This window comes from Chelatococcus composti (assembly GCF_014201415.1).
GTDB lineage: Bacteria > Pseudomonadota > Alphaproteobacteria > Rhizobiales > Beijerinckiaceae > Chelatococcus_A > Chelatococcus_A composti.
In genome coordinates, this window is sequence record NZ_JACHEH010000004.1 from 238,500 (window position 1) to 262,597 (window position 24,098).

28 protein-coding genes and 1 pseudogene are annotated in these 24,098 nt (G+C 70.0%); 7 read left to right on the forward strand and 22 right to left on the reverse strand.

Features of this window, described 5'->3' with window-relative positions:
• Positions 1–4: 4 nt before the first annotated feature.
• From HNQ73_RS09865 to HNQ73_RS09930, 14 genes are all read right to left on the reverse strand, one after another.
• On the reverse strand, positions 5–670 hold the full coding sequence (locus HNQ73_RS09865) for a response regulator transcription factor (RefSeq protein WP_183334673.1): 666 nt from the start codon (positions 668–670) through the stop codon (positions 5–7).
• Between the two features lie 22 nt (positions 671–692).
• A complete protein-coding gene (locus HNQ73_RS09870; protein ID WP_183334674.1) occupies positions 693–1,004 on the reverse strand; it encodes a PepSY domain-containing protein in 312 nt (103 codons plus the stop codon).
• Positions 1,005–1,076: 72 nt separating this feature from the next.
• On the reverse strand, positions 1,077–1,856 hold the full coding sequence (locus HNQ73_RS09875) for a glycoside hydrolase family 108 protein (protein ID WP_183334675.1): 780 nt from the start codon (positions 1,854–1,856) through the stop codon (positions 1,077–1,079).
• 27 nt (positions 1,857–1,883) lie between these two features.
• Positions 1,884–5,813 (reverse strand): baseplate multidomain protein megatron, encoded by a 3,930-nt coding sequence (locus tag HNQ73_RS09880; protein WP_183334676.1) that lies wholly within the window; start codon positions 5,811–5,813, stop codon positions 1,884–1,886.
• Positions 5,813–6,256 (reverse strand): NlpC/P60 family protein, encoded by a 444-nt coding sequence (locus HNQ73_RS09885; RefSeq protein ID WP_183334677.1) that lies wholly within the window; start codon positions 6,254–6,256, stop codon positions 5,813–5,815. The genes HNQ73_RS09880 and HNQ73_RS09885 overlap by 1 nt, the downstream gene beginning before the upstream one ends.
• Entirely contained in the window at positions 6,253–7,149 is an 897-nt protein-coding gene (locus tag HNQ73_RS09890) for a DUF2163 domain-containing protein (protein WP_183334678.1), read from the reverse strand. Before HNQ73_RS09890 ends, HNQ73_RS09885 begins: the two co-directional genes overlap by 4 nt.
• 23 nt (positions 7,150–7,172) lie before the next feature.
• On the reverse strand, positions 7,173–7,814 hold the full coding sequence (locus tag HNQ73_RS09895; RefSeq protein WP_183334679.1) for a DUF2460 domain-containing protein: 642 nt from the start codon (positions 7,812–7,814) through the stop codon (positions 7,173–7,175).
• A gap of 10 nt (positions 7,815–7,824) precedes the next feature.
• Positions 7,825–8,400, reverse strand: coding sequence for a phage tail tape measure protein (locus tag HNQ73_RS09900; RefSeq protein WP_183334680.1), 576 nt, complete (start codon positions 8,398–8,400; stop codon positions 7,825–7,827).
• Positions 8,397–8,645 (reverse strand): rcc01693 family protein, encoded by a 249-nt coding sequence (locus tag HNQ73_RS09905; protein WP_183334681.1) that lies wholly within the window; start codon positions 8,643–8,645, stop codon positions 8,397–8,399. Before HNQ73_RS09905 ends, HNQ73_RS09900 begins: the two co-directional genes overlap by 4 nt.
• Complete coding sequence (locus tag HNQ73_RS09910; RefSeq protein ID WP_183334682.1) at positions 8,642–8,974, reverse strand: gene transfer agent family protein; 333 nt, start codon at positions 8,972–8,974, stop codon at positions 8,642–8,644. Before HNQ73_RS09910 ends, HNQ73_RS09905 begins: the two co-directional genes overlap by 4 nt.
• 7 nt (positions 8,975–8,981) lie before the next feature.
• A complete protein-coding gene (locus HNQ73_RS09915) occupies positions 8,982–9,389 on the reverse strand; it encodes a phage major tail protein, TP901-1 family (protein WP_183334683.1) in 408 nt (135 codons plus the stop codon).
• A gap of 37 nt (positions 9,390–9,426) precedes the next feature.
• The gene (locus HNQ73_RS09920; RefSeq protein ID WP_183334684.1) at positions 9,427–9,843 is read right to left on the reverse strand and encodes a DUF3168 domain-containing protein; all 417 of its coding nucleotides are present in this window, start codon (positions 9,841–9,843) and stop codon (positions 9,427–9,429) included.
• A complete protein-coding gene (locus HNQ73_RS09925; RefSeq protein WP_183334685.1) occupies positions 9,840–10,175 on the reverse strand; it encodes a head-tail adaptor protein in 336 nt (111 codons plus the stop codon). Before HNQ73_RS09925 ends, HNQ73_RS09920 begins: the two co-directional genes overlap by 4 nt.
• Position 10,176: 1 nt before the next feature.
• Positions 10,177–10,731 (reverse strand): head-tail connector protein, encoded by a 555-nt coding sequence (locus tag HNQ73_RS09930; RefSeq protein WP_183334686.1) that lies wholly within the window; start codon positions 10,729–10,731, stop codon positions 10,177–10,179.
• 84 nt (positions 10,732–10,815) lie between these two features.
• Here HNQ73_RS09930 and HNQ73_RS09935 point away from each other — a divergent pair, with 84 nt between their 5' ends.
• Positions 10,816–11,601 (forward strand): S1 family peptidase, encoded by a 786-nt coding sequence (locus HNQ73_RS09935; protein ID WP_244650070.1) that lies wholly within the window; start codon positions 10,816–10,818, stop codon positions 11,599–11,601.
• A gap of 7 nt (positions 11,602–11,608) precedes the next feature.
• Here HNQ73_RS09935 and HNQ73_RS09940 read toward each other — a convergent pair whose 3' ends face one another.
• From HNQ73_RS09940 to HNQ73_RS09970, 7 genes are read right to left on the reverse strand one after another with little or no spacing between them, the layout of a single operon-like run.
• Entirely contained in the window at positions 11,609–12,838 is a 1,230-nt protein-coding gene (locus HNQ73_RS09940; RefSeq protein ID WP_183334688.1) for a phage major capsid protein, read from the reverse strand.
• Positions 12,835–13,380, reverse strand: a complete 546-nt coding sequence (locus HNQ73_RS09945) for an HK97 family phage prohead protease (protein ID WP_373284894.1) — start codon at positions 13,378–13,380, stop codon at positions 12,835–12,837. Before HNQ73_RS09945 ends, HNQ73_RS09940 begins: the two co-directional genes overlap by 4 nt.
• Before the next feature lie 11 nt (positions 13,381–13,391).
• Positions 13,392–13,571, reverse strand: coding sequence for a hypothetical protein (locus HNQ73_RS09950; RefSeq protein ID WP_183334689.1), 180 nt, complete (start codon positions 13,569–13,571; stop codon positions 13,392–13,394).
• On the reverse strand, positions 13,568–13,759 hold the full coding sequence (locus HNQ73_RS09955) for a hypothetical protein (protein WP_183334690.1): 192 nt from the start codon (positions 13,757–13,759) through the stop codon (positions 13,568–13,570). The genes HNQ73_RS09950 and HNQ73_RS09955 overlap by 4 nt, the downstream gene beginning before the upstream one ends.
• 8 nt (positions 13,760–13,767) lie before the next feature.
• On the reverse strand, positions 13,768–14,979 hold the full coding sequence (locus HNQ73_RS09960; protein WP_183334691.1) for a phage portal protein: 1,212 nt from the start codon (positions 14,977–14,979) through the stop codon (positions 13,768–13,770).
• Between the two features lie 21 nt (positions 14,980–15,000).
• Positions 15,001–16,308 carry a DNA-packaging protein gene (locus tag HNQ73_RS09965; RefSeq protein ID WP_244650072.1) on the reverse strand — a complete coding sequence of 436 codons (1,308 nt, stop codon included), beginning with the start codon at positions 16,306–16,308 and terminating at the stop codon, positions 15,001–15,003.
• A complete protein-coding gene (locus HNQ73_RS09970; protein ID WP_183334692.1) occupies positions 16,244–16,549 on the reverse strand; it encodes a hypothetical protein in 306 nt (101 codons plus the stop codon). The genes HNQ73_RS09965 and HNQ73_RS09970 overlap by 65 nt, the downstream gene beginning before the upstream one ends.
• A gap of 505 nt (positions 16,550–17,054) precedes the next feature.
• On the opposite strand from HNQ73_RS09970, the gene HNQ73_RS09975 reads away from it, so the two are divergent.
• Together HNQ73_RS09975 and HNQ73_RS09980 are read left to right on the forward strand one after the other, a co-directional pair.
• On the forward strand, positions 17,055–17,822 hold the full coding sequence (locus HNQ73_RS09975; protein ID WP_183334693.1) for a L,D-transpeptidase: 768 nt from the start codon (positions 17,055–17,057) through the stop codon (positions 17,820–17,822).
• An 82-nt stretch (positions 17,823–17,904) separates the two neighbouring features.
• Positions 17,905–18,364: pseudogene (locus HNQ73_RS09980) on the forward strand (GFA family protein).
• 21 nt (positions 18,365–18,385) lie between these two features.
• Here the strand turns inward: HNQ73_RS09980 and HNQ73_RS09985 are convergent.
• Positions 18,386–18,922, reverse strand: coding sequence for a YcgN family cysteine cluster protein (locus tag HNQ73_RS09985; protein WP_183334694.1), 537 nt, complete (start codon positions 18,920–18,922; stop codon positions 18,386–18,388).
• Between the two features lie 143 nt (positions 18,923–19,065).
• Between HNQ73_RS09985 and HNQ73_RS09990 the strand changes: the two genes are divergently transcribed.
• The 4 genes from HNQ73_RS09990 (at position 19,066) to HNQ73_RS10005 (ending at position 24,073) form a co-directional block, all read left to right on the forward strand.
• Positions 19,066–21,294, forward strand: a complete 2,229-nt coding sequence (locus HNQ73_RS09990; protein WP_210305101.1) for a transglycosylase domain-containing protein — start codon at positions 19,066–19,068, stop codon at positions 21,292–21,294.
• A 120-nt stretch (positions 21,295–21,414) separates the two neighbouring features.
• Positions 21,415–21,984: a DUF1214 domain-containing protein gene (locus HNQ73_RS09995; RefSeq protein WP_183334696.1), complete on the forward strand. Its 570-nt coding sequence runs from the start codon at positions 21,415–21,417 to the stop codon at positions 21,982–21,984.
• Positions 21,981–22,541, forward strand: coding sequence for a DUF1254 domain-containing protein (locus HNQ73_RS10000; protein ID WP_183334697.1), 561 nt, complete (start codon positions 21,981–21,983; stop codon positions 22,539–22,541). The genes HNQ73_RS09995 and HNQ73_RS10000 overlap by 4 nt, the downstream gene beginning before the upstream one ends.
• Before the next feature lie 419 nt (positions 22,542–22,960).
• A complete protein-coding gene (locus HNQ73_RS10005; RefSeq protein ID WP_183334698.1) occupies positions 22,961–24,073 on the forward strand; it encodes a DUF2336 domain-containing protein in 1,113 nt (370 codons plus the stop codon).
• Positions 24,074–24,098 lie beyond the last annotated feature (25 nt).

Here is a 24,098-nt window from a genome sequence, read left to right on the forward strand (position 1 = left end):
CCGGCTACTCCGCCGGTGGCTCGAGCCGGTAGCCGAGCCCCCTCACGGTCTGGATCACATCCACGCCCAGCTTGCGCCTCAGGCGACCGATGAAGACCTCTATCGTGTTGGAATCGCGGTCGAAATCCTGGTCGTAGAGGTGCTCCACCAGCTCCGTCCGCGAGACGACCCGCCCGGCATGATGCATGAGGTAGGCGAGAAGACGGTATTCGTGCGAGGTCAGCCTCACGGGCTCGCCCCGGACAGTCACCCGGCTCGCCCGCGTGTCGAGGCACACCGGCCCGCAGACGATCTCGCTGGAGGAATGGCCGGCGGCACGCCGCAGCAGCGCGCGCACCCGCGCCAGCACCTCCTCCATGTGGAAGGGCTTCGTCACATAGTCGTCGGCGCCGGCATCAAATCCCTGGACCTTGTCGCTCCAGCGGTCACGGGCCGTCAGGATCAGCACGGGCATGTCCCGCCCCGCGCGCCGCCACTTCGTCAACACCGACTGGCCGTCGAGTTTCGGCAGGCCCATGTCGAGAATCACGGCGTCATAGGGCTCTGTCTCGCCCAGGAAGAGCCCTTCCTCGCCGTCGTAGGCGCGGTCCACCACATAGCCCGCTTGCACGAGCGCGTCGGCGAGCTGCCTGTTGATGTCCCTGTCGTCCTCGACAACCAAGAGCCGCACGCGCGCTCCCCCATCCCGGCGCTCAGCGCCCTTCCAGAACCTTGCCGCTGCCGCCATCCACGACGACGCGCATGACGCGGCCGTCGCGGCGCAGGACCGAGATGCGGTAGACGTAGCCTCCGCCCTGCCGGCAGAGCTCCGCCCGCACCACCTCGCCACCCGAGGCGGCGTCCCGGGCGGCCGAGACGGCACGGGAAGGCGCCACCACCCCCCCCTGTGCCACGGCGACGCGCGTCTCCTCCGGCGAAAGGCAAGCTCCCTGCGCCGCAGCCTTGAAGCAGGCGAGTCCGGCAAGAAGCGCGATCGCCGCAAAGATGGTCCTAGCTGCCCACATGGAGCCGAAATATGACGGCCGAGGACTGAACATTCCCTGAATGCCTGGCAGCTGCAGCCGCGCCGAACCACCTCATCGCCCGAGGCGGTTGGTCGCGATCACGCGGAAGACGGTGGAGACGACGAAGCTGACACCGGCGACGATCTGCAGCAGCGCATCCGTAAACGCGCCGGTGTCGATGCCGTCGGTCTCGACGCCGACGAGCGACAGGAGAATGGCGACCATGCCGACGGCATTGGCCCAGACCGTGCGGCTCATGAAGATCGACTTCGTATCCGACATGTCTCTTCCTTTCCCTGCTGTGTGACTGGACATCGTTCCGGGCGTCGCGGCTGCCTGTGCCGCGAGCTGCTTCGCCCGCTTCTCGACCTGCTCCACCCTCCGGCGCCAGCCGCGGCGGAAGAAACGGAAATGGCGCAGCTGCTCGAGGAAGCCGAGGCGCGCCGCGCAATAGCGCTCGATGAGGGGGATGGCGGGCTGCGCCGCCACCGCCGCCAGCGTCACCGGCCCCACGCGCCCGTCGGCAGCCACGCCCGCCACCTGCTGGAGCAGACGTACGGCACGGGCCGGGCCCGAATGGACCGCCGCGTCGAAAACCACGAGGTCGACGCCCGCAGGCAGCTCATCGGCGCGCACGGCGAGCCAGTAGTGCTGCCGGTAGATCACCGCCGCCTCGTGCCGCGTCAGCGCCATCACCTCGGCCAACGCGACGTCACGGCCCCGCACGCGGCGCAGCGTGGCCCGTGTGATGCCGAACTTGGTGGCGCCGCCCGGATCGAGCGGGTGATCCACGTAGCCGCCCTCGAAGGCGAAGACGGATTCGAGCGCCTCGTCGAAACTGGCGATGGCCATGGGCTTCTCTCGCAAGGAGGGGCAGGCTCAACGCACCTCGACCACGCCGCGCCGGGCAAAGCCGCGGCCGACGACGGCGCTGAGCTGGGCTACGGCGATGTCGAGGCGCCGCTGGGGCTGGCCGAAATCGGCCAGCTCCTGTTCCACTGCATAGAGGGCGCGCTGCTCGGGCGTGCGCAGCCGGCGCACCGGCTCACCGTCCCGGAACACGTCGATCTCGTAGGCCTCCACGTCCTCGCCGAGAGGCACCTCCGCGACATCCCAGCCGTCGCCGTTCAGGCGCGTGCGCCGGATGAAGGAGATCTCGATCCCCGCAGCGAGGCGTCGTGCCCTGAGGTGCACCGGCGCCAGGGGCCGTAGCGCGACGTCCGTCGCTTGTGCGCCGAAGGCGGCATAGGCGGGGTCGCCGTGGTCGAGCGTCGCCGGGCCGGCGCGGTAATAGGCATGGCGGCCGATGTCGTCGAGCCGGCTCGTCAACGGCACGAGCGCCTGGTCGAGCAGCACGACGCTCGCCCCTGCCGGGACGGGCCGCGTCGCCAGGAGATCCGAGCCGGCGAGCCCGCGCAGCAAGCAGCCGATGCGGTAGACATCAGCCTCGACAAGCTCGGCCTCGGCTGCGGCCATGATCTCCCATGCGCCGTCGGGGCCCCGCACCGCCATGAGGTTGGCGCCGGAAAGGGCCGCGCCCTTGCCGACGCTGGTGAGCCCCCCCCCGTGGAGCCGCAATGTCAGCCGGCTCTGCCGGTCCCAGCGCCAGACAGGCCCCGGCGGCAGCAGATCGAGCGTCTGGCCGACGACGGCCGGAAGAGCCGTTTCGGCGAGCGGGGCAAAGCTCGCCCCGTCCTCCGACCGCCAGACGACCACCCGCCCCGGCCACGGGTCCGCGACCACGGCAAGATGCTGGAGGACGGGCGGATCCTGCACGACCGCGGGCAGGTCGAGCACCACAACGTGGGGACGGCCCGGCAGCAACGGCGCCGGCTTCGGCGGTGGCGGCTGATGGACGGCAGGCAGCGAGAAAACAGAAGGCTCGATCCTGCGGGCCGTGGCGCGCCGGGCCGTGCCATCCGTGAGCTGCGTGATCTGATAGGTTTGCGGCGCCGGCAGCACCGGCAGGGCAACAATGTCGCCGACCTGGAGGCCCGCGAGCCGCGGCGCCAGCGAGAACTCGGCTGTCTCGCGCCCCACCCAGAGATCCTGCAGCCAGATCTCGGCGAGCCTCATCGCCTCGCCGGCACGGATAACAAGGGCGAGATCGGCGCTCGCCTCACGCCGGCTCATCCCCTCCAGCCGTCGCGACCGGGCCGCGGCGCGACGGAAATCGCGCTCGCTATCGCTGTAGCCGATGCGCACCTCGCGCGGCAGCTCGGTCTCCTGCTGGCGCCGCAGGGCGACGAGTGCGCCGCTGTCGTCGGGCACGAGATCGTCTTCACCGAGGCTCGCCGCCACGGGCCGGGCGTGCATGGCGAAATGCAGCACGCCGCCACTGGCGAGCGCATTGAAGCCGAAGGCTTGCGCCAGCGGCTCCAGCGCCTGGCGGGCCGACATCGTCCGGTCCACCACATAGCCATCGACCATGCCGTCGATATCGAGCCGTTGCGGCAGGTCGACGGAAAAGTCGCGCAGTATGGCCGCAACCAGCCTGTCGAGCGGCACGCTCTCCAGCCGCCCGGTCAGCCAGTGGCCGGTCTGCCAGTTCTCCCCGTCGGACCAGACGCCGAGCATCTGCGGAAAGGCCGGGAAAGGGCGCGCATCCCACGCCCAGACGAAGGCATGGCCGGGCGCGACCATCGGACCGCCGTAGACCGGCGAGACGGGATTTGCCGAACCGGGCTCGCCATAGACCGCGAGCATCGCCTCGAGCCCCCGAATCTGGATGAGGTCGTCACGCCCTCCCGAGGAGAAGGGCGGGAGTCCCCCGTCGACCGATTTCGGATCGGGAAAGACGTTGGGCGCATTCGTGCCCTTGTCAACGGCGGGCACCCCGAACTCCGTCAGCCAGACGGGTTTGGACCTCGGCTGCCAGGCCGTGGGACCGGTCTCGACACCATCCACGCGTTCGATGTGCTCGTTCGCCCACCAGCCGGCCAGATCCTTCTGCCGGAACAGCCACGGCTTGCCGTAGGCTCCATCCGTGATGGGGCTGCGGCGCTGCGCGATGCGATCCTCCTCGCTCGCGTAATACCAGTCGTACGCCTCGCCGGCGGTCAGCCGGCTGCGCAGGTAATCGCGGTCGTAGATGGAGCGGGCCTCGGCCGCATCGCCATGGCCGGTGCCGTCGCGCCAGTCGCTCAGCGGCGGGTAGAAGTCGATCCCCACGGCGTCGATGGCGGGTGATGCCCAGAGGGGATCGAGCGGGAAGCGCACCTCCCTACCGCCCTCAAGCACATGGGCACCGTATTCCGTCCAGTCGGCCGCATAGGTGATGGCCGTGCCCTCGCCGACAATTGTCCGCACCGCCTCCGCCAGGGCGATGAGGGCCGATGTTGCCGGATAGTGGCCCGAGGCGGAGCGCAGCCGCGTCAGGCCGACGAACTCCGAGCCGATGACGAAGCCATGCACGCCGCCCGCCGCCACCGCAAGATGGGCGTAATGCAGGACCTGCCGGCGCAGGGACCACTGCGGCGGCCCGTGATAGGAGACGACATCCCCCGAACGGGTGAAATGGTGTGGCTGGGCGTTACCGAAGAAAGCCTGCACCTGAGCCTCGACCGCCGGCCCTCCGTCGGGCGAGCCCGGCCGGCCCGGGGCCGGATGGCATGTGAGGCGGCCTCGCCAGGGATAGGCCGGCTGCCCGGCGGCTCCCGTCCAGGGATCGGGCAGACTGTTGCCGGCCGGCACGTTTATCATGACGAAGGGATAGAGCACGACCTCCAGGCCGCGCGCCTTCAGGTGCCGGATGAGCGCGACCACGCTGTCGTCGGAGGGCGTGCCGCCGTAGGCGGGCCGGCCGTTGACATGGCTGACAACGCGCGCCGTCCCGCGTGTGAGGGAGGAAACCCGCCACGGCAGCAGGCCGCTTCCGTCCTCGGTCGTCTTGTCTGCAGCCTCGACACGCGGCGCGATCGTGCAGGAGCCGGCGCGCAGGTCGTCCCCGAACCAGCTCACCACGAGCGCGACGCGTTCCAGGTTGGGGCACAGCGCCGTCAGCATGTCGAGCGAGGCAACGACATCGACGCCGCTCATGAGCTGATGGCGGTTTTCCGACTGGCTCGCACCGAGGCCCACCACCTGCGTGATATGCCTCGGCATGTAGCCGAACTCACTCGCGCCGGGGATGAGGTTGATGGCACGGACGGCGCTGCCGAGCCCCTCCACCGGACGCACCACCTCGAACGAGAACTGCGGAATGCGGTTGCCATAGGGCCCGAGCGGCAGATGCTCGAACACCACATAGGCGAGGCCGCGGTAGGCGGGCGCGTTCTGCGCCCCCTCCTTGGCGATGATGAGCGGATCGGGCGCCTGGCTCTCGCTGCCGCAATGGACGCGCATGTTGACCCGCGTGAGGTCGATCTCCTTGCCGTCCGCCCAGACACGGCGGACGAAGGCGATGGGGCCCTCGCACAGGCCGATGGCGATGTTGGCGTAGTAGCTGTAGGTCGTCTCGATTGTCGTCGTCTTCGGCGACGAGCCCTTGCCGCCGGACGAGGGCGTGCGCGTGACGGTGGTTACCGCCTCCTCCTTCAGGCGTGTCGCCCAGATCAGCTGTCCGCCGACGCGCGCCCGGCCGTAGACACGGGGGATGGGCGCCCCCTCCGTCGAGGTAATGCCCTCGACATCCTGGAGGCGCGGCCCTTCGACGACGCGCCGGGTGCCGCCGCCCGCGCGCGAGATGAGGGCGCTGTCGATGGCCGCCCCCGCAAGCCCTCCGAGCGCCCGCCCGACGATGGCGCCGACGGGCCCGCCGACAAGCCCGCCCAGGGCCGAGCCGGCAACCTGCAGGACGATCGTGGCCATCAGTCGGTTACTCCCGGGAAGCGGAAGGCGAAGGCAAGATGCCGGCGCCACCAGCCGCACAGCGGCACCTCGGCAACGGCGGCGCCGTCATGGGCGTGCACCATGCTCGCGGCATCCGTCATGATTGCCGCGTGCTTGGCCGGCAGGTGCGCCCGCCAGCGGAAGAGGAGGACATCCCCCGCCCCCGCCTGCCCGATCGGGACACGGACGAAATGGCGCTCGCCGGCCTCTGCCATTGTCTCGCGCAGGCCGGCCTCGGCCCAGTCGGGCGCGTAGGGCGGCACTGCCTCGGGCTCCGGCCCCACCACCTCGCGCCACACCCCGCGCACGAGGCCCAGACAGTCGCAGCCGACGCCCTTGAGAGAGGCCTGGTGGCGGTAGGGCGTGCCGATCCAGCCACGGGCCGCGGCGACGATGGCGGCCCGTTCGATACCCGCTCTCATCGAAAGAAGCTCCCGCCGTCGTGGCCTTCCCCCTCGCGTGGATAGGCGACGACGAAGTCGTTGCCCGGCATGTGCGGGAAGCCGCGGAAGTTCACGACGTTGGCGAAGCGGTCCCGGCAGGTGGCGTGGCGCTTGTCGCAGCCCGCCGTCACGGTGAAGGCGTCGCCCGCGCCAATGGTCGCGGCGGGCGCTTGCCACAGGGTGAGCACGTGCTTGTGCCCATCGCGCCGGTGGTGTTTGACCTCCACTGCGGCGGCGCCGGCATTCGCTCCGGCCGTCCAGACCAGCCGACCGCCGGTAAACCAGCCGTCGGCATAATCGCCGAGGTCGCCCGCCTGCACGAGGAGCCGCCCGTCCGTCGCCGCCACGCTGCCCTCGGCGCAGAAGGCAGGCAGCGTCAGGTCGATGCCGCAGCGGGCATCGCCCAGGTCAGCGGCGCAGGCGAGCGAATAGAGCCTCCCCTGGGGCTGGTCGAGACGGTGCATGATGCCGCGCAGCTCGGCGAGAAAGGCGTGGTCAGTGCGCTTGATCTCGCCGATGGAGGCGACGTCGAGGAGAAGGCGTTGCCCCTCCGGATCGGCCCAGTTGACCAGCCACGTCTCGACCGTGGCGTCGTCGTAAAGCCCACTGACGATATCCGCCTCGGTCAGGGACAGGGCGCTCAGCGCGCCGGCAACCTCGCTCGTCGCAACGGCAAAGCCCAGCTCCGCCGAGATCTCCGATGGCTCGAGACCGCTGCAAGCGGCGAAGGTGACGCCAGCGAAGACGAGATCGCGGTCGTGATCGGTGAAGCCGAGAACCACGCCGTCACGGCGCAGCAGCTTCCAGCAATGGCACAGCGTTGTCGCGCCCTCAGCCATGTGCCCTGCCAGGGCCGGAGCGATGTCGCGCATGAGAGCATCCTCGGAAACTGCCGTCAGGGAACGATCTCAATCACCGGCAGACTGGGGATGGCGCCTGCCGAGAAGGCCGCGCAATCGATCTCCAGCCGGTCGGTGTCGAAGCGGACCGGAACGTCGAACAGGTACCCGGCCGTCACAACCGCGCCGGAGGCCGGGACGCGACTCTCGGCGAAGGTGACGACGCCCGTCGTCGCGTCGCAGGAGAAATCAAGGCCGGGGGTGAGCTCCGTCCCGTCGATGGCGACGCGGACGCTGCCATCGACGGGCTTGAGAATCGGCCGTTCGTAGGGCGCATGGGCACCGCCGTACCGCTTGAGGAGCTGGAAGGTGGCCTTCTGCCCGTCGCCGGTCCCGATCACCTGGTCCGTCGCCGCGGGTTCCTGCGACGGGAGACAGGACTTGAAATCAAGGCGGTCGCGCCAGCGGAAGCCGTAAAGCCGCCCGCGCCTCTCCTCGAAGAAGGCGAGCGCTGTCGCTAACGCGTCGAGCGTCTTGATGCCGTAGCCTGCTTCATAGCGCCGGCGGGAATGATACCAGCGCGCGTTGCGGCTCTCGCGCCCGGAGCCGAGGAGGACGATATCCGTGCGCCGCTCGGGACCGCCGCTGCTTGCAAGCGAGATATCGATGGGAAACCTGACTTCGTGGAACGCGCCCATCGCGTCTTCCTCAAAGCGCACGCTGGCCGCGGGCGACGGCGCGAGCGAGCGCCGCCGTCACCTGCGCTTCCGAGCGCCGGAAACTTTCGGCATCGTTGGTCGTGATGTTGACTGTGACCTGCGTCGGCGCAGCGCCGCGGCCACCCGTGGCCCGCACGCCCAGCCTGCCATCCGGCCCGCGAGCGAGCGGCATGATCGCCTCGGGGCCGCGCTCGCCCATCAGCCCGAGCCCGCCGGCGAGCGGGAAGTAGGTCGGCCTTGCGACGACGCCCCCCTCGGCGAAGGGCTGCACGAGGCCGCGCGAGATCACGCCGCCTTTCGCAAAGGGCAAGACGCCGGACAGGCCCCCGAGCACGGCCTCGATGCCGCTGCCCAGCGCGCTCTCCAGCGGCTTCGTCGCAGCCCGCAACGCGATGTCGACCAGACGCTGGCCGATGCTGCGCAGTACATCCTCGAAGCGCCGGCCCTCTACCACACTCGACGAGAAGGCCTTGACGAGCGTGGCACCAAAGCTCGCCGCCAGCCGGTTTGCCTCGCGCAGGGGATCGAGGTCGATGCCCAAATCCTGCGAATGGTCGCTCGTCATGACACGCTGGCTCCTTCCGTGGTCGAAGTGTCGGGGAAAGCGCGCATCAGCGCGTCGAGATCCGCCCGCCCCGGCGCGGCGGTGCGGCCGATACCGAGTGCACGTGCGGCCGCTGCTATCTCGCGCGGTGTCAGACGCCAGAAGGCGTCCGGGCCTAGCCGCAGGACGCCGAAGCCGAAGGCCTGCACCACGTCCCAGGGAAAGGGCTGGCAGGCGCCAGCCTCGGGGCGCCCTGCGGCGGTCAAGGGTTTGGCCGGGGCCCCTCCCCGGCTCCGAATGTCACTGCGAGCAGCCGGGCGACGATGGAGGCGAGGTTCTCGAGGCCTTGCCCGATTGGCAGCGCCGCGACCTCCCGGTCGCTCATCTGCCGCCCTCCGCCGCGGATACCGGCACCGAGGAGGCGGATCATGTCGCCGGCAGACAGGCGGCCGCGCGCGAAGCGCTCGCCGAGGGCCGCGAGATCCTCGACGCCGAAGGCCTCTTCCAGCTCGGCCAGCGCCCCGAGCGTCAGGCAGAGCACAAAGGTTTCGCCACCGATGTCGGCCGTGATCTCTCCGCGTCGTGCATTGGCCATGGTTGCCTCACAGGGCCGAGAAGGTGAGCGCGCCGGCGGATTCCAGCGCGAGCTCGAAGGTGACCTCGCCCGCGTGGTCGCCGCGATACTCGAGGGCCGTCACCTGAAATGGTCCCTCGATGGTGCCGAAATCCGGCACCACGACCTGCCAGTGCCGGATGTCGTCGTCGAAGAACAGCTCGCGCACATAGGCGTCGGATGCCTCGTCCTTGAAGATGCCCGAGCCGCTGATGCCGGCCCGGCGCACGCCGGCGCCGGCGAGCAGCTCGCGCCAGCGACCGGCCGATTCCGCATGCGTGACGTCAACCGTTTCGGCGTTGAATGCGATCTGCCGGGCCCTGAGCCCGGCGACCGTGACAAAAGTGCCGCCGATGTCGAGCTTCAGCAGCAGGTCCTTGCCTTTCTGGGCACCCATGTTGTGGTCTCCGGTGGATCGGTCGGTGATGGCGTCGTCACGGCGCCGGCAGGCGCTCCGTCACGGCTCTCAGGCGCAGCGTCACGCGCGCACGGTCCGCCCGCTCGTCGCGGCGGGCCTCGGTCTCGACGGTGCGGATGGCGACGAGCCGGTGGCCGTCGAGCGGCAGCGAGGCTTCGCCCAGCAGCGCATCGATACGGCCGGCGCTTTCGAGTGCGCTGCGCGCGCTGCCGCCCCGGGCCCAGACGGTGAGCGTGATGTCGTGCTCCTCGCCGGCGTCGGTGCCTGTCGACCAGTCGCGAGCCTTCCAGGGGCCGATGACGCAGTAGAGGCCGTCGAGGCCCCGCGGCACCTCGTCGAAAATGCGCGCCCCCCCGAGGAGGGCAACGAGGTCAGCGTCGGCGGACAGGCGGGACACGACCGCTTCCCGCAGCGCGATGTAGGACGGCTTCACGGCGTTACCTCCTGCAGCGTGCATACGAGCCGGCGACGGCGGCCGTCGGGGTCGACGGCGGACAGCACGGCGAAGGTCCGCCCCCCGAGGGCGAGGCGGCAGGAGCCGTCGACATCGGCGCGCCAGCGCATCTCCGCCCGGAAACGTGCGGCGAGATGGCGCCGGTCGGCCCGCTCCTGCTCGTCGTCGCCCGCCGTCACACCGTCGAGCGAGCACCAGAGATGCCCGTCGACCTTGAAGGCGCGGTCGACGCCGCCGGTGCCGTCCGGGCTCTCATTCGGCCGCAGCAGAGCCGCCCGGTGGCGCAAGCGGCCAAGCGCAAGGGCGGCCATGTCACAACCTCGTCCGTCGCCAGGGCGCGAGAAGAGCGACGACTTCCGGCGGCAGAGGCGGCTTGTGCGCGACCGGCTCATCGCCCCTGTTCTCGAACCAGTGGGCCACCAGCAGGCGGATTGCCTGGCGCAGCGGACCCGGCACGTCATCAGCCCCGCCGAAACCCAGCCGCACGTCAACCTCGACGGCGCGTGGCGGGGCCGCCAGCCGGTCGAAGTAGAGGGCATCGCGCTCCACCGTCGCGGCCGGCGAGACGACCCCTTCCGGCACGGCGAGCTCGGCGCCGGCCATGTCGCGGCCGCGCACCGACAGGACGGAGTCGACCGGTGCCATCGGCAGGCGCAGCACGCCCGCTCCCGGCCACGCCTCGAGCACGAAACGCCAGGTCTGGGAGACGAGCGCCAGCCCGCTTACGGCTTCGACAGTCAACCGCGCGGAGGTGACGAGCGCCGCGAGGAGCCCGTCCTCCGCCGTATCGTCAAGACGTACGAAGGCCCGCGCCTCGGCGAGAGCCACTGGCTCCTCCGCAGGCGGCTGCAGCAGGATGGGGGTCATGAAAACCTCAAAATGGTGCGCGCCCTCTTGCGCCGATCGAAGCCGCCGCTAAGGCTGGCGCGACCGACGAAAGGACTTTGGTTCGTGAAACGGCGCTCGCCTCGCGCCATCCGGCGCCTCATCCCGACGATCCTCCTGGCCGCCGGCCTGCTCGGCCCTTTGCATGGGCCGGCCGAAGCCGTGATCGGTGGGCGGGAGGACGCCGGGCCGCTCGCGCGGGCGAGCGTCATGGTGCTGAACGCGCGCGGCGGCGTGTGCAGCGGCATCGTCCTCGCACCCGACGTCGTGCTGACGGCCGCCCATTGCGTGACCGGCGCCGAGGCCTACCGCGTGCACTATCGTGACAGGACCGGCGAACCTGTGCTGATCACGCCACGTGAGATCGTCGTCCACCCGCGCTACGACCGCGACGCCATCAAGGCCCGCCGGCGATCGGTGGACATCGCCCTGGTGCGGCTGCCGCAGCCGCTGCCGCAGTCCTTCGCGACGGCAGCCCTGTCGCGTGCGGCGCCGCCGCGGGAAGGCGCGCGGCTGACGATCGGCGGCTGGGGCGTTGCCGCAGAGGGGGACCACCGCAGCACCGGCACCTTCCGCGTGCTCGAGATGACGGTGGTGGAGCCCTACGGGCCGGGACGCATCCTCGTCTGGCTGGCGAACGGCACGAAGCGCCGTGCCGGCGCCTGTGAAGGCGACTCCGGCGGCCCCATCGCCGACGCCGGGGGCCTCGTCGTCGCCGTGACCGGCTTCGCCCGCGGCGAGGGCCGCGACCGTTGCGGTGCCATGACGCAGGGCACGCTCGTCGCACCCGAGCGGGCTTTCATCGACGCAACGCTTGAGCGCTGGGGACGCCGGGCCGACTGGGCTGAGTGAGAGGCCGTCACTCCGAGAAGGTCAGCAGCTTGATGGCGTCGAAATCCTGCACGCCGCCGCCGACGCGCTTCGTCGTGTAGAAGAGCACGTAAGGCTTGGCGGAATAGGGATCGCGCAGCACGCGGACGCCGGCCCGATCGACGACGAGATAACCGCGACGGAAGTCACCAAAGGCGACCGCCGGGGCATCGGCCGCGATGTCCGGCATGTCCTCGGCCTCGACCACCGGGAAGGACAGCAGCGACGCGTGCTGGCCGGGGCCGGCTGGCGGCTGCCACAGATACCGGCCCTCCTCGTCCTTCATCTTGCGGATGACGCTCTGCGTCTTGCGGTTGAAGATGAAGGACGCGTTCTGGCGGTAGCCGGCCTTCAGCGCGTGGACGAGATCGAGGAGCACGTCGGCCGGCGCCTCGTCGGCGAAGGCGCCGGCGGCTCCGGTGGAGATGGTGCCGATCTTGCCCCAGCTCCAGTTGGCGTTTGCGACGCGCTCGTAGGCCAGGAAGCCCTTGGGCTTGTTGACGCCGTTGCCGTTGACGAAGGCCACGCCCTCCTGCTCGGCGAAGGCCGTCTCCACCTCCTCGGCAAGCCAGGCATCGATGTCGACCACCGCATCGTCGAGCAGGGTCTGCGTCGCGGCCGGCATGGCGTAGAGTTCCATCGCCGGGAAGGTCTGCTCGGCGAGCGTCGGCCCGTTCGTCTGAGGACGGGGCTCCTGCTCGCCCACCCAGCCCGTGGCTGGCCCGGCCGTTGCTACGGCGCGCTTGTAGGTGCCGCCCGAGATGAGGCGCACGGTGGCCAGGGAGCGGATGGGCGAGATGGCAGCCAGACGGCGCAGCACCTCGCCTTCCACGTCCGCCGGCACGAGATAGCCGCCGTCGGGGCCGGAGCCGGCGCTGAGGGCCTTCTCCTCCAGTGCCTTGAGACCGCTGGCCTCGCCGGTGCGCACATAGGTGTGGAAGGCGCTCTTGTGCTCGTCCACTGCGGGCGCGACCGGACCGCCGAGCGGCGGCCTGCGCAGGTCGAGCGCCATCCGGTCGAGCCTGCTCTTGGTCTCGTCCAGCGCCGCATCGATCCGGGCGAGCTTCTCCTCCACCAGGATGTCGACCGGCCGGCGCGCCTCCAGCGCCTCAAGGCGCTGATCGTTGGTCTCCTTGAAGGCCTCGAAGGCGCGTGAGAATTCCTCGAAGGCCGCGCTGACATCCGTGCCGAGCGCCTTCGTCTCCAGTGCGTTGGTCATGTAGCGGTCCTTTCGCTTGGATGAATGCGTTGCGCGGCGTGCCGAATGAGGCACGCGAGGCCTCCGGCATCGGCGCCGTGCGCCAAGCCCTTGCGGAGGGCCGGACGCGCGATGACCCGCGCGCCCGGCTGCATCGGGAAGGTGACGAGCGAGATCTCCCAGAGGTCGAGTTCCAGGATGCGGCGCAGCCGGGCTCTTGCATCGTTGACGGCCCGCCGCACGCGGAAGCCGATGGAGAGCCCGTCGAGTCCGCCCTCGGCGATGAGGCTCGCGATCTCGCGGGCTCGGGCGACGCCGGCGTTGAGCCGGCCGCGCACGAAGAGGCCGTGCGCGTCCTCGCGCAACAGCAGCCAGGTGCCGACCGGCTGGGCGGCATCATGCTGAAAGAGCATGCGGATGCCGCCCGCACCGCGCCGGGCGAGGCTGGCCGCGAAGGCGCCGCGCTCCACCACGTCCCGGCCGAGGTCGGGCACGCCGAACCTGCTCGCATAGCCCTCGAAGACCATGGGATCGTCGCCCGAGCTGCAGGCGCCGGGCATCATCGGGCGGGCCCTCAACGCGCCGACCCTGGCCGGGCCGGAGGCGACGCGCTGCGGCGCCTCTCGCCGTCCAGCCTCTCGAGCGTGCGGACGAAACCGGCAATCGTCTCTCTGAAGCGCGCCTCCGCGGCTTGGACGGTCGCCGTGGCCTCGGCACGCCGGCGCGCCGGGCCGCTCGATCGCTTGCGGTTCATGGATCGTCTCCTGAATAGCGTCTGTTGAAGCGCGCGAGCTCGCGCACGAAATGGTCAAAGCGCCGGTTCGCCGCCGCGAGCTCGCGCAGCGCGAGGCCGGCCAGGGCGGACGCGCCGCTCGCCCACAGGAACAGGGCGAGATGCGCGAGGTCGCCGCGCGCGATGATGCTGTCGGTCACGGCGCCCATGGCTGCCCTCACTCGTTCTGTGTGAAGCGTTCCCGCCGCCCATAGCCGACAGCCTCGCGCTTCTCGTCGTCGCTCAGGAAGTCGGCGGCCGACACCCGTCGCCACAGGGCTTCGCGCTCGCATGCCAGGGCGTCGATGCGGTCGAGATCAATCTCGAAGTGCAGGTCACGGCCAAAGGCCGGGCCGAGCCAATGCGCGAAGCTTGCCGCCGCGCGCTGGGCGAGCGGGATCACCGTCTGGCGCCAGAAGGAGCGGTTGGCCTCCGCAAAGTTGGCATAGGTGTTGTCGCCGGGCAGGCCGAGCAGCATCGGCGGCACGCCGAAGGCGAGCGCGATCTCGCGCGCCGCTGCGGCCTTCGCCTCCACGAAGTCCATGTCCTTGGGCGAGAGCGACAGCGGTCGCCACTCGAGCCCGCCGTCGAGCAACAGCGGCCGGCCGGCGTTCTCGTGTCCCTGGAACTGCTGCTCGAGTTCACTCTTCAGGCGCTCGAACTGCGCGTCAGTCAGGCCTATTCCGTCCGGGCCCCTGTAGACCAGCGCGCCTGACGGCCGGGCGGCATTGTCGAGCAGGGCCTTGTTCCAGGCGCTTGCGGCATTGTGGATGTCGACGGCGCCCGCCGCAGCCTGCATGGGCGACAGGCCGTAATGGTCGTCGACGGGATTGAACAGGCGCAGGTGCAGGACGGGATCGACGGGGCAGCCCCCTTCACGCGCCAGGCGGACGGTGCGTCCACCTACCGTATAGTCGTAGGCGGCGGGCCAGCCGTCACTGCCGGGCACCACGCGCATGCGGTCGGGCCGCAGCACATAGAGCTCCCGCGGTACACCGCCCACGCAGACCGCCTCCGCATAGGCGTTGCCTGCGACGAGCAGGTGGCCGAAAAGGCTCTCCAGGAAGGAGCCGCCGTCCTCGCGCGGGTTCGGCCGCCGCACAAGGTCGAGCAGCGGATGCCGCTCCGGCTCCATCGCGCCGTCGCGCAGGATCCAGGGCACCGAGGCTGCCGCCTCCGCCACCAGCTTGACGCAGCGGTGGACGACGGGGTTGCGCGAGAAACCCTCGCGGGCGAGCGCCTCGAACTCGTGCGACGTCCAGACGGGCCTGCCGACGCCGTAGATGGCGAGAAGGGGCGCCACACGCGAGGCTTTCGTCTCCGGCGCGGCGTCGGCAGGGCGCACGGCGGCGCGCCGCTGCATCCAGCGGTCGAACCAGGCTGCAATCATGTCGTCTCTCGTTGAATGGCGTCAGATGCGGCGCACGCGCGGCCCGGAGCCGCCGGCGCCGAGCAGGGCCGTCGCCGCCCATACCATCGCGTCGAGCCTGTCGGGCGAGCGCCCGCTCGACAGGCCACCAGGCCCGAAGTCGGTCATCTCATCCTCGAGGGCCGGGAACGCGCCGCGAAACTTCAGCCGGCCCTGCGCCGACAGCGCGGCGATGGGTTCGGCCCGCAGATACTTGCCGCGCGTCGCCCTGACGCTGGTGACCGGCACGGAGGGGTCGACGTCGCGCAGCACGGCAGCGGCCATCTCCCCGCCCTGATTGACCTCGACGACGAGGGCGTCGGCCTCGTGTCGGTGGTAGGCGGCGATGGCCGCCTCGGCCCAGGCGAGCGGTCGGGCACGGAGCAGCGTCGCATCCTCGAGCACGTAGATCGTCCGCGCCCCGTCGCGACCGGCGGCAACGATACCGCATGCATCCGCCCGGCGGCCGGAGGAGGCCGGCGGATCGACGGCGACGACCACGCGCTCCAGGGGGGGCGTGACATCGATGCGCGCCGCCTCGATCATGGCCCGCGACCAGAGGGCGTCGGGCCTCTCCTCGATCAGCTCGCCGTCGAGCTCCTGTCGCCCCAGCCGGGTGCCGGCATAGCGGCCGACCACCGCCTCGAGGAAGGACGGTGCCAGATTGAGGGCATTGTCGCGCGTCGCCGCCCGGGAGACGACGGTGCCGACATCGCCCATCAGCCGCTTCAGCAGCGGCGTGGGTCGCGGCGTGGTGGTGACGACCTCACGGGGGTGCCTGCCGAGACGCAGGCCGAACTGCAGCATGTCCCACGTCTCCTCGCCATGGCGCCACTTGCACAGCTCGTCCGCCCAGGCCGCGGCGAACTGCGGCCCCCGCAGGGCGTCTGGATCCTCGGCGGAGAACACCATCGCCACCGCGCCGTTCGGCCATTCGAGTCGGCGGCGGGTCGGAATCCATTGCGGCCGCTCGCTCCGCGGATGGATCGCGAGCAGACCGGAAACGCCCTCGACCATGACGTCCCGGACGTCGGCCATCGTCTCGCCGACGAGGGCGATGGGCGAGACGGGGAGCGCCCCGTCGCGGCCGAGCGCCTGCGCCCTCACCCATTCGGCGCCGGTGCGCGTTTTGCCTGCACCGCGCCCGCCGAGAACCAGCCACACCGTCCACTCGCCGGGCGGTGCGAGCTGGTCCGGCCGCGCGAAGAAAGGCCAGTGATGCGCTATCCATTCCAGCAGCGGCCCGTCACAACTGCCGAGAAGCGCCGGCAGCTGCCCGTTCCTCGCGCAGTCGATCAAGCCGGCGCGCAAGCTCGCGTCGGAAATCCTCGAGCTCGCGGAATGCCCCGCCATCCTCGTCTCCTTCCCGCTCGGCCGGCGCGCTGCCGGCCTCGCCGGAGAATTCCACCAGTTCACGCAAGGTGCGGGCGAGCGTCGCCAAGGCCCGGGCATCGCGTTCGGCCTCGGCGGCGTCGCGGCTGCCCAGTTTTGCCCTCGCCTTGATCTCGCGCACCTGACGCTCGGCGGCACGCCACAGGCGGGCGACAAGCATCGCCCGCCGCTTCGCCTCGCCAGCCCCTCGGGCGCAGCGGCCAGGCCGGCGCCCCGCGGCTTCACGGTCGTCTTTCGTCATTACGGATTTCGCCTCTTGCCCCCGCACCCCGACAGGACGGAGCATCGCGGGGCGACGGAGGGAACCAGACTGCCCAGGGCACACGTCTGGAGCATGCATGAACACTATCCTACAACCGCGCGCTTGTCAATGACTGAATTCCTATCGCTGGTCAGTGGCCATCACGTTTGAGTGAATCTGCTACCCTCCGGCTTGCGCACCCTCTTGCCTGCAAGGTTCGGTCAACGCACCTCGTCCAATGCTTGCCGGCATGGGATGCAAAGTCGCTCCATGCCTCTGCGGGCATGGTTCATGCTGTCAGGTGCTGGAACTTTCGTGCCGCATGGGCCATTCACCATGCTGGCTCGGGGTTTTGGCGCCCTCGCCCCATTGTCGGCTTTTTCACCGCCGATACGAACCGAAGAAACGATCGAGGTGATACCACATGCATTCCATCAGCCGCCGCTCGTTCCTGGTCGGCGCGCCGGCAGCGCTGGCCGCCTGCACGACGACGGCTCCGCCTCCACCCGTGCAGGGCCCTCGCATCGATCCGATGTACTTCGACATGTACGGCGAGATCACAACGGAGCCCTATTCGGTTCCGGCCGTGGATCTGACGCAGATTGATCCGATCTACCTGCGCCAGGTGGTCGCCTTCGCAGGGCCGCAGGAAGCAGGCACGATCGTCGTAGACCCCTATCGCCACTTCCTCTATCTCGTGATGGAAGGTGGCAAGGCGCTGCGCTACGGCGTCGGCGTCGGACGCGAGGGCTTCGGCTGGAGTGGCGATGCCACCATCCGCCGCAAGGCCGTGTGGCCCACCTGGACGCCACCTGCGTCGATGATCCGCCGGCAGCCCGAGCTCGCCGAATGGGCGAGCGGGATGCCCGGTGGCATGGACAACCCGCTCGGCGCCCGCGCCCTCTATCTCTATCAGGGCGACCGCGACACGCTCTACCGCATCCATGGCACCAACGAGCCGTGGTCCATCGGCCAGTCTGTCTCGAGTGGCTGCATCCGCCTCATCAACCAGGACATCATCGACCTCTACCGGCGCGTTCCCATCGGCACGCGCGTGACGGTGCTCTCCTCCGGCAGCCCGCGGGTGGCCTCGGCGGCAGGGACCTTCCCCGGCGATGGCTTTGACCCCGACCTGCCGGTCACCGACGTTCCGGTGGTCGATGGTCAGGCACAGATCGCCGTCTGGCGTTGATGCAGGCCGGGGGACATGGGATGAAGGCGGCCTGAGTGGCAGCCGCGCGGCGGCGGCCCCGCTCCCGACGCGAGGGACTGGCATGAAGCCGATCCGGTTGCCGCTTTCGGGCTCGTGCCGTTGCGGGCGGGTGGAAATCCGCATCAGGAAACCGCCGCTCGCAACGAGCGCATGCCACTGCCGCGGCTGCCAGAAGATGTCGTCCTCGGCCTATTCCCTGACAGCCATCATTCCCGCCGACGGCTTCGAGATCACGAAGGGCGAGCCGGTGATCGGTGGCCTGCACGGGCCGGACCTCCACCACTATTTCTGCGGCCACTGCATGACGTGGATGTTCACCAGGCCCGAGGGCATGGACTGGTCCGTCAACGTGCGGCCGAACCTGTTCGACGACGTCAGCCGGTTTCGCCCCCTTTATCGAAACCTGTGTCTCGACAAAACTGCCGTTCGCGGAGACGGGCGCCGTCAGAAGTTTCGAGACCTTCCCGGAACCGCACCAGTACGAAGAGTTGATGCAGGCCTATGCGCAATGGGCCGGCTGAGCGGCCCGCCGGCCGCGCTCCTCATCCTTGCCGTGACCGGCGCCGCTCCCTTCGGTGCGGGTCCGGCCTCGCCTTCGCCCCGTCCCTGCTGCGCGCCGCCTTGGGCACGCGCATCGGCCAGGTCACGATGTAGTCGACGATGTCCTCGAGGCTGACGTCATCCTCGCTCGCCGAGAGGCGCCCCCTGACGGAGACGCCCGCCGCATGCACCGTCTCGGGATCGCCCGAGACGAGCGGATGCCACCAGTAAAGATCGCTGCCCTCGCGCACCAGGCGGTAGGCGCAAGTGGGCGGCAGCCAGGTGAGCGTCCGCACCACATCGGGTGTCAGGCGCACGCAATCGGGCACAATGGACTGCCGCTGGGGATAGTTGCGGCACCGGCAGCTTGTCCCGTCGAGCAGCGTGCAACCCACGTCGGTGAAGAGGATTTCACCGCTGTCCTCGTCCTCCAGCTTCACGAGGCAGCAGCGGCCGCAGCCATCGCACAGGCTCTCCCATTCGCCAGGCGTCATTTCCTCCAGCGTCTTGCGACGCCAGAAGGGCGTGTCGTCCTTCATCGATGCCCGGCCAGCCTGCGGCCGCTCCTTTTTCTCTCACTACTGCGTGAACGCACCTTTTGCCTTAGCGTCCGTCGCACAATACGATAAGCGCTGCTATCAGCAGAGTGGTGCGTCGGATCGGCGCTGCCCCTCTGCAACCGATGCGAGAGCTGATCACCGTGGCATTCTTCGGCGAGACAACGCTTCTTATGCGCATCAAGCGCGCTGCGCTCGCCATCGATTCGTGGATCGACGCCTCCCTTTACACCGCCGGCCAGCGCGCGAGCGAGGCCTGGGTCAATTTTTCCAGCGTCTTCGACCGTTTCGCCGTCCGCGGAGGCTGGCGTCTCCTCTTCGAGGGGCTCAGCGAGGCGGTCAACATCGGCACGGCAGGCTGCGTCCTCATGCTGGCGCTCGCGCTGCCGGCCTTCCGCGAGACGAGCGAGGACTGGCTGAAGCAGCAGGAGCTGGCCGTCACCTTTCTCGACCGATACGGCAACGAGATCGGCAAGCGCGGCATCCTGCACGACGACTCCCTCAAGCTCGAGGAGTTTCCCGACCATCTCATCAAGGCCGTGCTGGCCACCGAGGACCGGCGCTTCTACAGCCACTTCGGCATCGACTTCATTGGCACGCTGCGGGCGCTGTCGGCCAATGCCCGCGCCTCCGGCGTGGTGCAGGGCGGCTCCTCCATCACCCAGCAGCTCGCCAAGAACCTCTTCCTCAGCAACGAGCGTTCCATCGAGCGCAAGATCAAGGAGGCCTTCCTCGCCCTCTGGCTGGAGACGCGCCTCACCAAGAACGAGATCCTCAAGCTCTATCTCGACCGCGCCTACATGGGCGGCGGCACCTTCGGCGTGGCGGCGGCGGCCGAGTTCTACTTCGGCAAGAACGTCAAGGACATCAGCATCGCCGAAGCGGCGATGCTGGCCGGCCTCTTCAAGGCGCCGACGCGCTTTGCCCCGCACGTCAACCTGCCGGCGGCACGCGCTCGGGCCAACGATGTTCTCGCCAACATGGTCGAGGCCGGCTTCATCTCCGAAGGCCAGATGCTGTCGGCGCGCCGCAATCCGGCAACGCCGGTGGACCGGCAGCGCGATCTCAGCCCCGACTACTATCTCGACTGGGCCTTCAGCGAGGTGCAGAAGATGGCGCGCGAGGGCCTCTTCGGCCATGAACGCGTGCTGACCGTCAAGACACCGCTCGATCCCGCCATCCAGAAGCGCGCCGAGGAAGCGCTCGAGAACGGGCTGCGCCAGTACGGCAAGACCTACGGTGCCAAGCAGGGTGCCATCGTCGTGCTCGATCCGGACGGGGCGGTGCGCGCCATGGTCGGCGGTCGGGACTACGGCACGAGCCAGTTCAACCGCGCCACGGACGCGCTCCGCCAGCCTGGTTCGGCCTTCAAGCCCTTCGTCTACACCGCGGCGCTCGCGGCCGGCCTCTACAAGCCGAGCAGCACGGTCGTCGATGCCCCGGTCTGCATCGGCAACTGGTGCCCCAACAACTACAGCCGCTCCTACGCCGGGGCGATGTCGCTCACATCCGCCCTCGCTCGGTCGATCAACACCATTCCAGTGCGCATGTCGCTGGCGCTCGGCAAGGGCAACGCCAAGGCCGGCCGCGCCAAAATCATCGAGATGTGCCGGGCCATGGGGCTGACCACCGAGCTGAAGGACACGACCTCCCTGCCAATCGGCGCCGCCGAGGTGACGGTTCTCGACATGGCGGCGTCCTATGCCGTATTCGCCAACGGTGGCAAGCGTGCCCGGCCCTATGCCGCTCTTGAGGTGCGCAACAACCGCGGCGAGACGATCTGGCGGCACGACACCGATGCCAAGCCCGCCGAACAGGTGGTGGCGACCTCCGTGATCGCCGACATGAACTTCATGCTCAACAAGGTGGTGGAGGCCGGCACCGGCCGGCGCGCCCTCATCGACGGCGTGCAGGCGGGCGGCAAGACCGGGACGACCAACGCCTATCGCGATGCCTGGTTCGTCGGTTTCACGAGCCGTCTCGTCTCGGCCGTGTGGTTCGGCAACGACGACTATACCTCGACCAACCGCATGACGGGTGGCACGCTGCCAGCCATGGTCTGGCACGAGGTGATGTCCTTCGCGCACCAGGGCGTCGAGACGCCGCCACTGCCCGGTCTCGACGGTGGGGCCGCCACCGTCGCCAAGGCGGGCAACACCCAGAAGGCCGGCCCCGAGCAGGCGAGCGGCGGCAATCTCTCCCGCCGCTCCTTCGAGGTTATCGAGAGCATCGGCAACCTCCTGCGCCAGCCGGCGCGCTCCGACCGGCAGGCGGGCCTCCCCGGCGCGCGAGCTGCCGCCCGGATGGCACAGGAAGGCGTGCGGGCGGTCGGCGGCCGTATCGCCCTGCCCTGAGACGCTGCAGTGATCGCCCGAGCCGACGCCGGAAAGGCCCCTGCGAGGCTGTTGACGAAGGGCCGCGCAAGCGGCTGGTATGCCCCTCGCTTGCCTTCCGTCCCTCATGCGACGAGATCCGTGCCTGCTATCCTCTGCATTCTTGCCACCTTCGCGATTGCGGCGCTGGTCGGTGTCACCACGGTCGACTGGGCGACCTCCGGCCGCCCGCCGCTGGGCGCCCTGTCGATCGGGCCCTGGGTCACCTGGCCGGCGCTCGGCGGGCGGGACGTCGACCCCTATGCGCGTGCAATCACGGTGCGCTCGGGCGCGCTGCCGTTGGGGACCGGCGAGGGCATCGAGTTCCTCGCCTCGCGTGACGACGCAGGCCAGCCGCTGCACGTCTCCTGCAACTACACCGTCAGCGGTTCTATGCCGGCAGCTCGCGCCTGGACGCTCACGGTCTACGACCCCTCCGGCGGGACGCAGGGGGAGCGGGCCGGCCTGACCTCCGCGGAGGTACTGCGAAGACCAGACGGCGCAGTGGACATCACCCTCTCGCGCCGCGCATTGCCGGGCAACTGGCTGCCGCTGCCTCCCTCGGGCCGTTTCATCCTCGCCCTGCGGCTCTACGACTCTCCCCAGTCCGCCGATCCGGCGGCCATTGAGCCGGCCACCATGCCGCGCATCGTCCGGGGAGACTGCTCGTGACACGTGTTGCTGGATCGCTCGCAATCGTGCTCGCGGCGGGCCTCGTGCTGGGCGGCATCACGCATCTTGCCATGGTCCTCGCCATGCCGATGCTGGCCGGCAACACCGCCTTCCACCGCCATGCCGCTGCCCTCTCCCCCGGCGAGACGCGGCTGCTCGTCGCCCAGCAGGACGGGAACGACGTGCCCTTCGCCGATCCGGCCGTGGCGATGGCAGTCTGCGCTTTTGACATCACCGAAGGGCCGCTGCGCGTCGAGGCGCCGATGCCGGAGGGCTTCGGCTCGCTGTCGGTCCATGGCCGCGACGGCACTGTGCTCTATTCGGTGACCGACCGTACTGCCGTCAACGGCGTCGTCACACTCGTGGTGATGACCCGGCAGCAGCACGATGAGGCGCTGGCCGCTGGCCGCAGCGACGAGGCGAGCCAGGAGCTGCGCTTCGTCTCGCCGCGCCTGCAGGGGCTGGTGGTGGTGCGCGCCCTTGCCCCCTATCCGAGCAGCCTGCCCGAGGCGCGCGAGCGCGCCGCGGCGATGGAATGCATGTCCGCTAACGACTGAAAGCTCAGGACCTGCGAACGACGCCGCATCCGGGACGGGCGGACCGCCGGCGCGCGCGGCCGCCGCTGCGGCCGGCAGGACCGGCATCGTCGCTTCCCCGGCGGCTGTAGCGCACGCCCGTGAACAGAAGGATCCTGCCGCACTCCTGCGGTGGAACCGGCGCGCGCCCGAGACGGCGCGTAATCGGAAAGAGGACGAGATTGTCTGCACCGGGGCCGGTGATGTCGCTCATGTCGCCCTCCAGGCCGGTTCGAGGAAGCCCACGCCGACAGCCCCGTCATTAGGCATTTGTCAAGGTTAACAAATCGTTGACGCGCGCATCCGCTGCCGGACCCGCGATGGTTAACCGGGCGCTAAGCAACGGCGGCCACTATCAGTCGCCGCGTTCACGGTTTCGTTTCACCCCGATGGATGAGTCCTTGCTGCGCGATTGCGATCTGTCGGGCCTGGCCAGGCTCGCCTGCACCGGCGCGGCTGAGGCACGCCCGGCGCTGCTGCGCGTCCAGACGCGGCTGTTCCTCGATGCTGCCCCCCATTCGCACGAGGACGTCGAGACCTTCGCCACCCTGGCGTGCGGCCTGATTCCGCTCGTCGATCCGGACACGAGGGCCGTCGTGGCACGGGCCCTGGCACCCCATCCGGCCGCGCCGCGAGCGGTGCTTGAAGCGCTTCTGCACAGCGGCGGCGCAGCGGCCGCCGCGGTCGTCGCGGCGATGCCCGCCCTGCCTCAGGAGTGGCGAGAGTCCGTGCTGGCATCGGGCGAGCCCTCCCTTCTCGTCGCGCTCGCGACGCGCCCCGACCTGCCGGCCGCCGTTGTCCGGGAACTCGCTGCCCGGGCGGACGACGCGGTCATGCTGGCGCTCGCGCGTAACAGCGCCCTTGCCGTGCCGGATGATGTTCTGCGCGACCTCGTGGTTCGTGCCCGGCGCAACGCCCCCCTCGCCGAGGCCCTGCTCGCGCGCTCCGACCTGCCGGCGATCGACGCGGCGGCCCTCCTGCCGCTTGCGCCGCCTGCCCGACGCAAGGAGATCCTCGCGCGGCTCGCCGGCCAGGCCCGCGTCGCGCCGCGCCGGACACGCCCCGCCGGCTCGGCCGTGGCCCGGGCCCTGCTCGATCATGCCGCACGCCGTGACAAGCTCGGCTTCGGCGTCCTCATCGCGAAGGCGATCGGGCTCGATGCCGACGTCGCCGCGCGCGTGCTGACCGACCCGTCGGGCGAGCTTCTGGCATTGTCGCTCATCATCGCGGGCCTGACCTCGGACGAGGCGGTGCGCGTCTTTCTCACCCTCGATCCCGCCCTCGCCCGCTCGGTGGAGACGATCTTCACCCTCGCCGACCGTGTCCGCACGACGGACGCCGAGACCGCGCGCCTCGCGCTTGAAGCCTGCCTCGGCAGGCATCTCGACCGCGCGGCAGGCCGCAGTGCCAGCCACGTGCCGGCAATGGCTCCGTCAGGGACGCCGGAGCGCGGGGCGAAGGGTGCCCCGCTCTCTCCGGCGGTCGAGCAAGATACGATGCGTCGGCAGGGATGACGGACCGGGCGAGGCCGGCGACCGC

Bases quoted from the DNA above. Each gene is read 5' to 3' on its own strand.
- HNQ73_RS09870 (WP_183334674.1), bottom strand. From the start codon at position 1,004: ATGTGGGCAGCTAGGACCATCTTTGCGGCGATCGCGCTTCTTGCCGGA.
- HNQ73_RS09875 (WP_183334675.1), bottom strand. From the start codon at position 1,856: ATGGCCATCGCCAGTTTCGACGAGGCGCTCGAATCCGTCTTCGCCTTC.
- HNQ73_RS09880 (WP_183334676.1), bottom strand. From the start codon at position 5,813: ATGGCCACGATCGTCCTGCAGGTTGCCGGCTCGGCCCTGGGCGGGCTT.
- HNQ73_RS09885 (WP_183334677.1), bottom strand. From the start codon at position 6,256: ATGAGAGCGGGTATCGAACGGGCCGCCATCGTCGCCGCGGCCCGTGGC.
- HNQ73_RS09890 (WP_183334678.1), bottom strand. From the start codon at position 7,149: ATGCGCGACATCGCTCCGGCCCTGGCAGGGCACATGGCTGAGGGCGCG.
- HNQ73_RS09895 (WP_183334679.1), bottom strand. From the start codon at position 7,814: ATGGGCGCGTTCCACGAAGTCAGGTTTCCCATCGATATCTCGCTTGCA.
- HNQ73_RS09900 (WP_183334680.1), bottom strand. From the start codon at position 8,400: ATGACGAGCGACCATTCGCAGGATTTGGGCATCGACCTCGATCCCCTG.
- HNQ73_RS09910 (WP_183334682.1), bottom strand. From the start codon at position 8,974: ATGGCCAATGCACGACGCGGAGAGATCACGGCCGACATCGGTGGCGAA.
- HNQ73_RS09915 (WP_183334683.1), bottom strand. From the start codon at position 9,389: ATGGGTGCCCAGAAAGGCAAGGACCTGCTGCTGAAGCTCGACATCGGC.
- HNQ73_RS09925 (WP_183334685.1), bottom strand. From the start codon at position 10,175: ATGGCCGCCCTTGCGCTTGGCCGCTTGCGCCACCGGGCGGCTCTGCTG.
- HNQ73_RS09930 (WP_183334686.1), bottom strand. From the start codon at position 10,731: ATGACCCCCATCCTGCTGCAGCCGCCTGCGGAGGAGCCAGTGGCTCTC.
- HNQ73_RS09940 (WP_183334688.1), bottom strand. From the start codon at position 12,838: ATGACCAACGCACTGGAGACGAAGGCGCTCGGCACGGATGTCAGCGCG.
- HNQ73_RS09945 (WP_373284894.1), bottom strand. From the start codon at position 13,380: ATGATGCCCGGCGCCTGCAGCTCGGGCGACGATCCCATGGTCTTCGAG.
- HNQ73_RS09950 (WP_183334689.1), bottom strand. From the start codon at position 13,571: ATGAACCGCAAGCGATCGAGCGGCCCGGCGCGCCGGCGTGCCGAGGCC.
- HNQ73_RS09955 (WP_183334690.1), bottom strand. From the start codon at position 13,759: ATGGGCGCCGTGACCGACAGCATCATCGCGCGCGGCGACCTCGCGCAT.
- HNQ73_RS09960 (WP_183334691.1), bottom strand. From the start codon at position 14,979: ATGATTGCAGCCTGGTTCGACCGCTGGATGCAGCGGCGCGCCGCCGTG.
- HNQ73_RS09970 (WP_183334692.1), bottom strand. From the start codon at position 16,549: ATGCTTGTCGCCCGCCTGTGGCGTGCCGCCGAGCGTCAGGTGCGCGAG.
- HNQ73_RS09975 (WP_183334693.1), top strand. From the start codon at position 17,055: ATGCATTCCATCAGCCGCCGCTCGTTCCTGGTCGGCGCGCCGGCAGCG.
- HNQ73_RS09985 (WP_183334694.1), bottom strand. From the start codon at position 18,922: ATGAAGGACGACACGCCCTTCTGGCGTCGCAAGACGCTGGAGGAAATG.
- HNQ73_RS09990 (WP_210305101.1), top strand. From the start codon at position 19,066: ATGCGAGAGCTGATCACCGTGGCATTCTTCGGCGAGACAACGCTTCTT.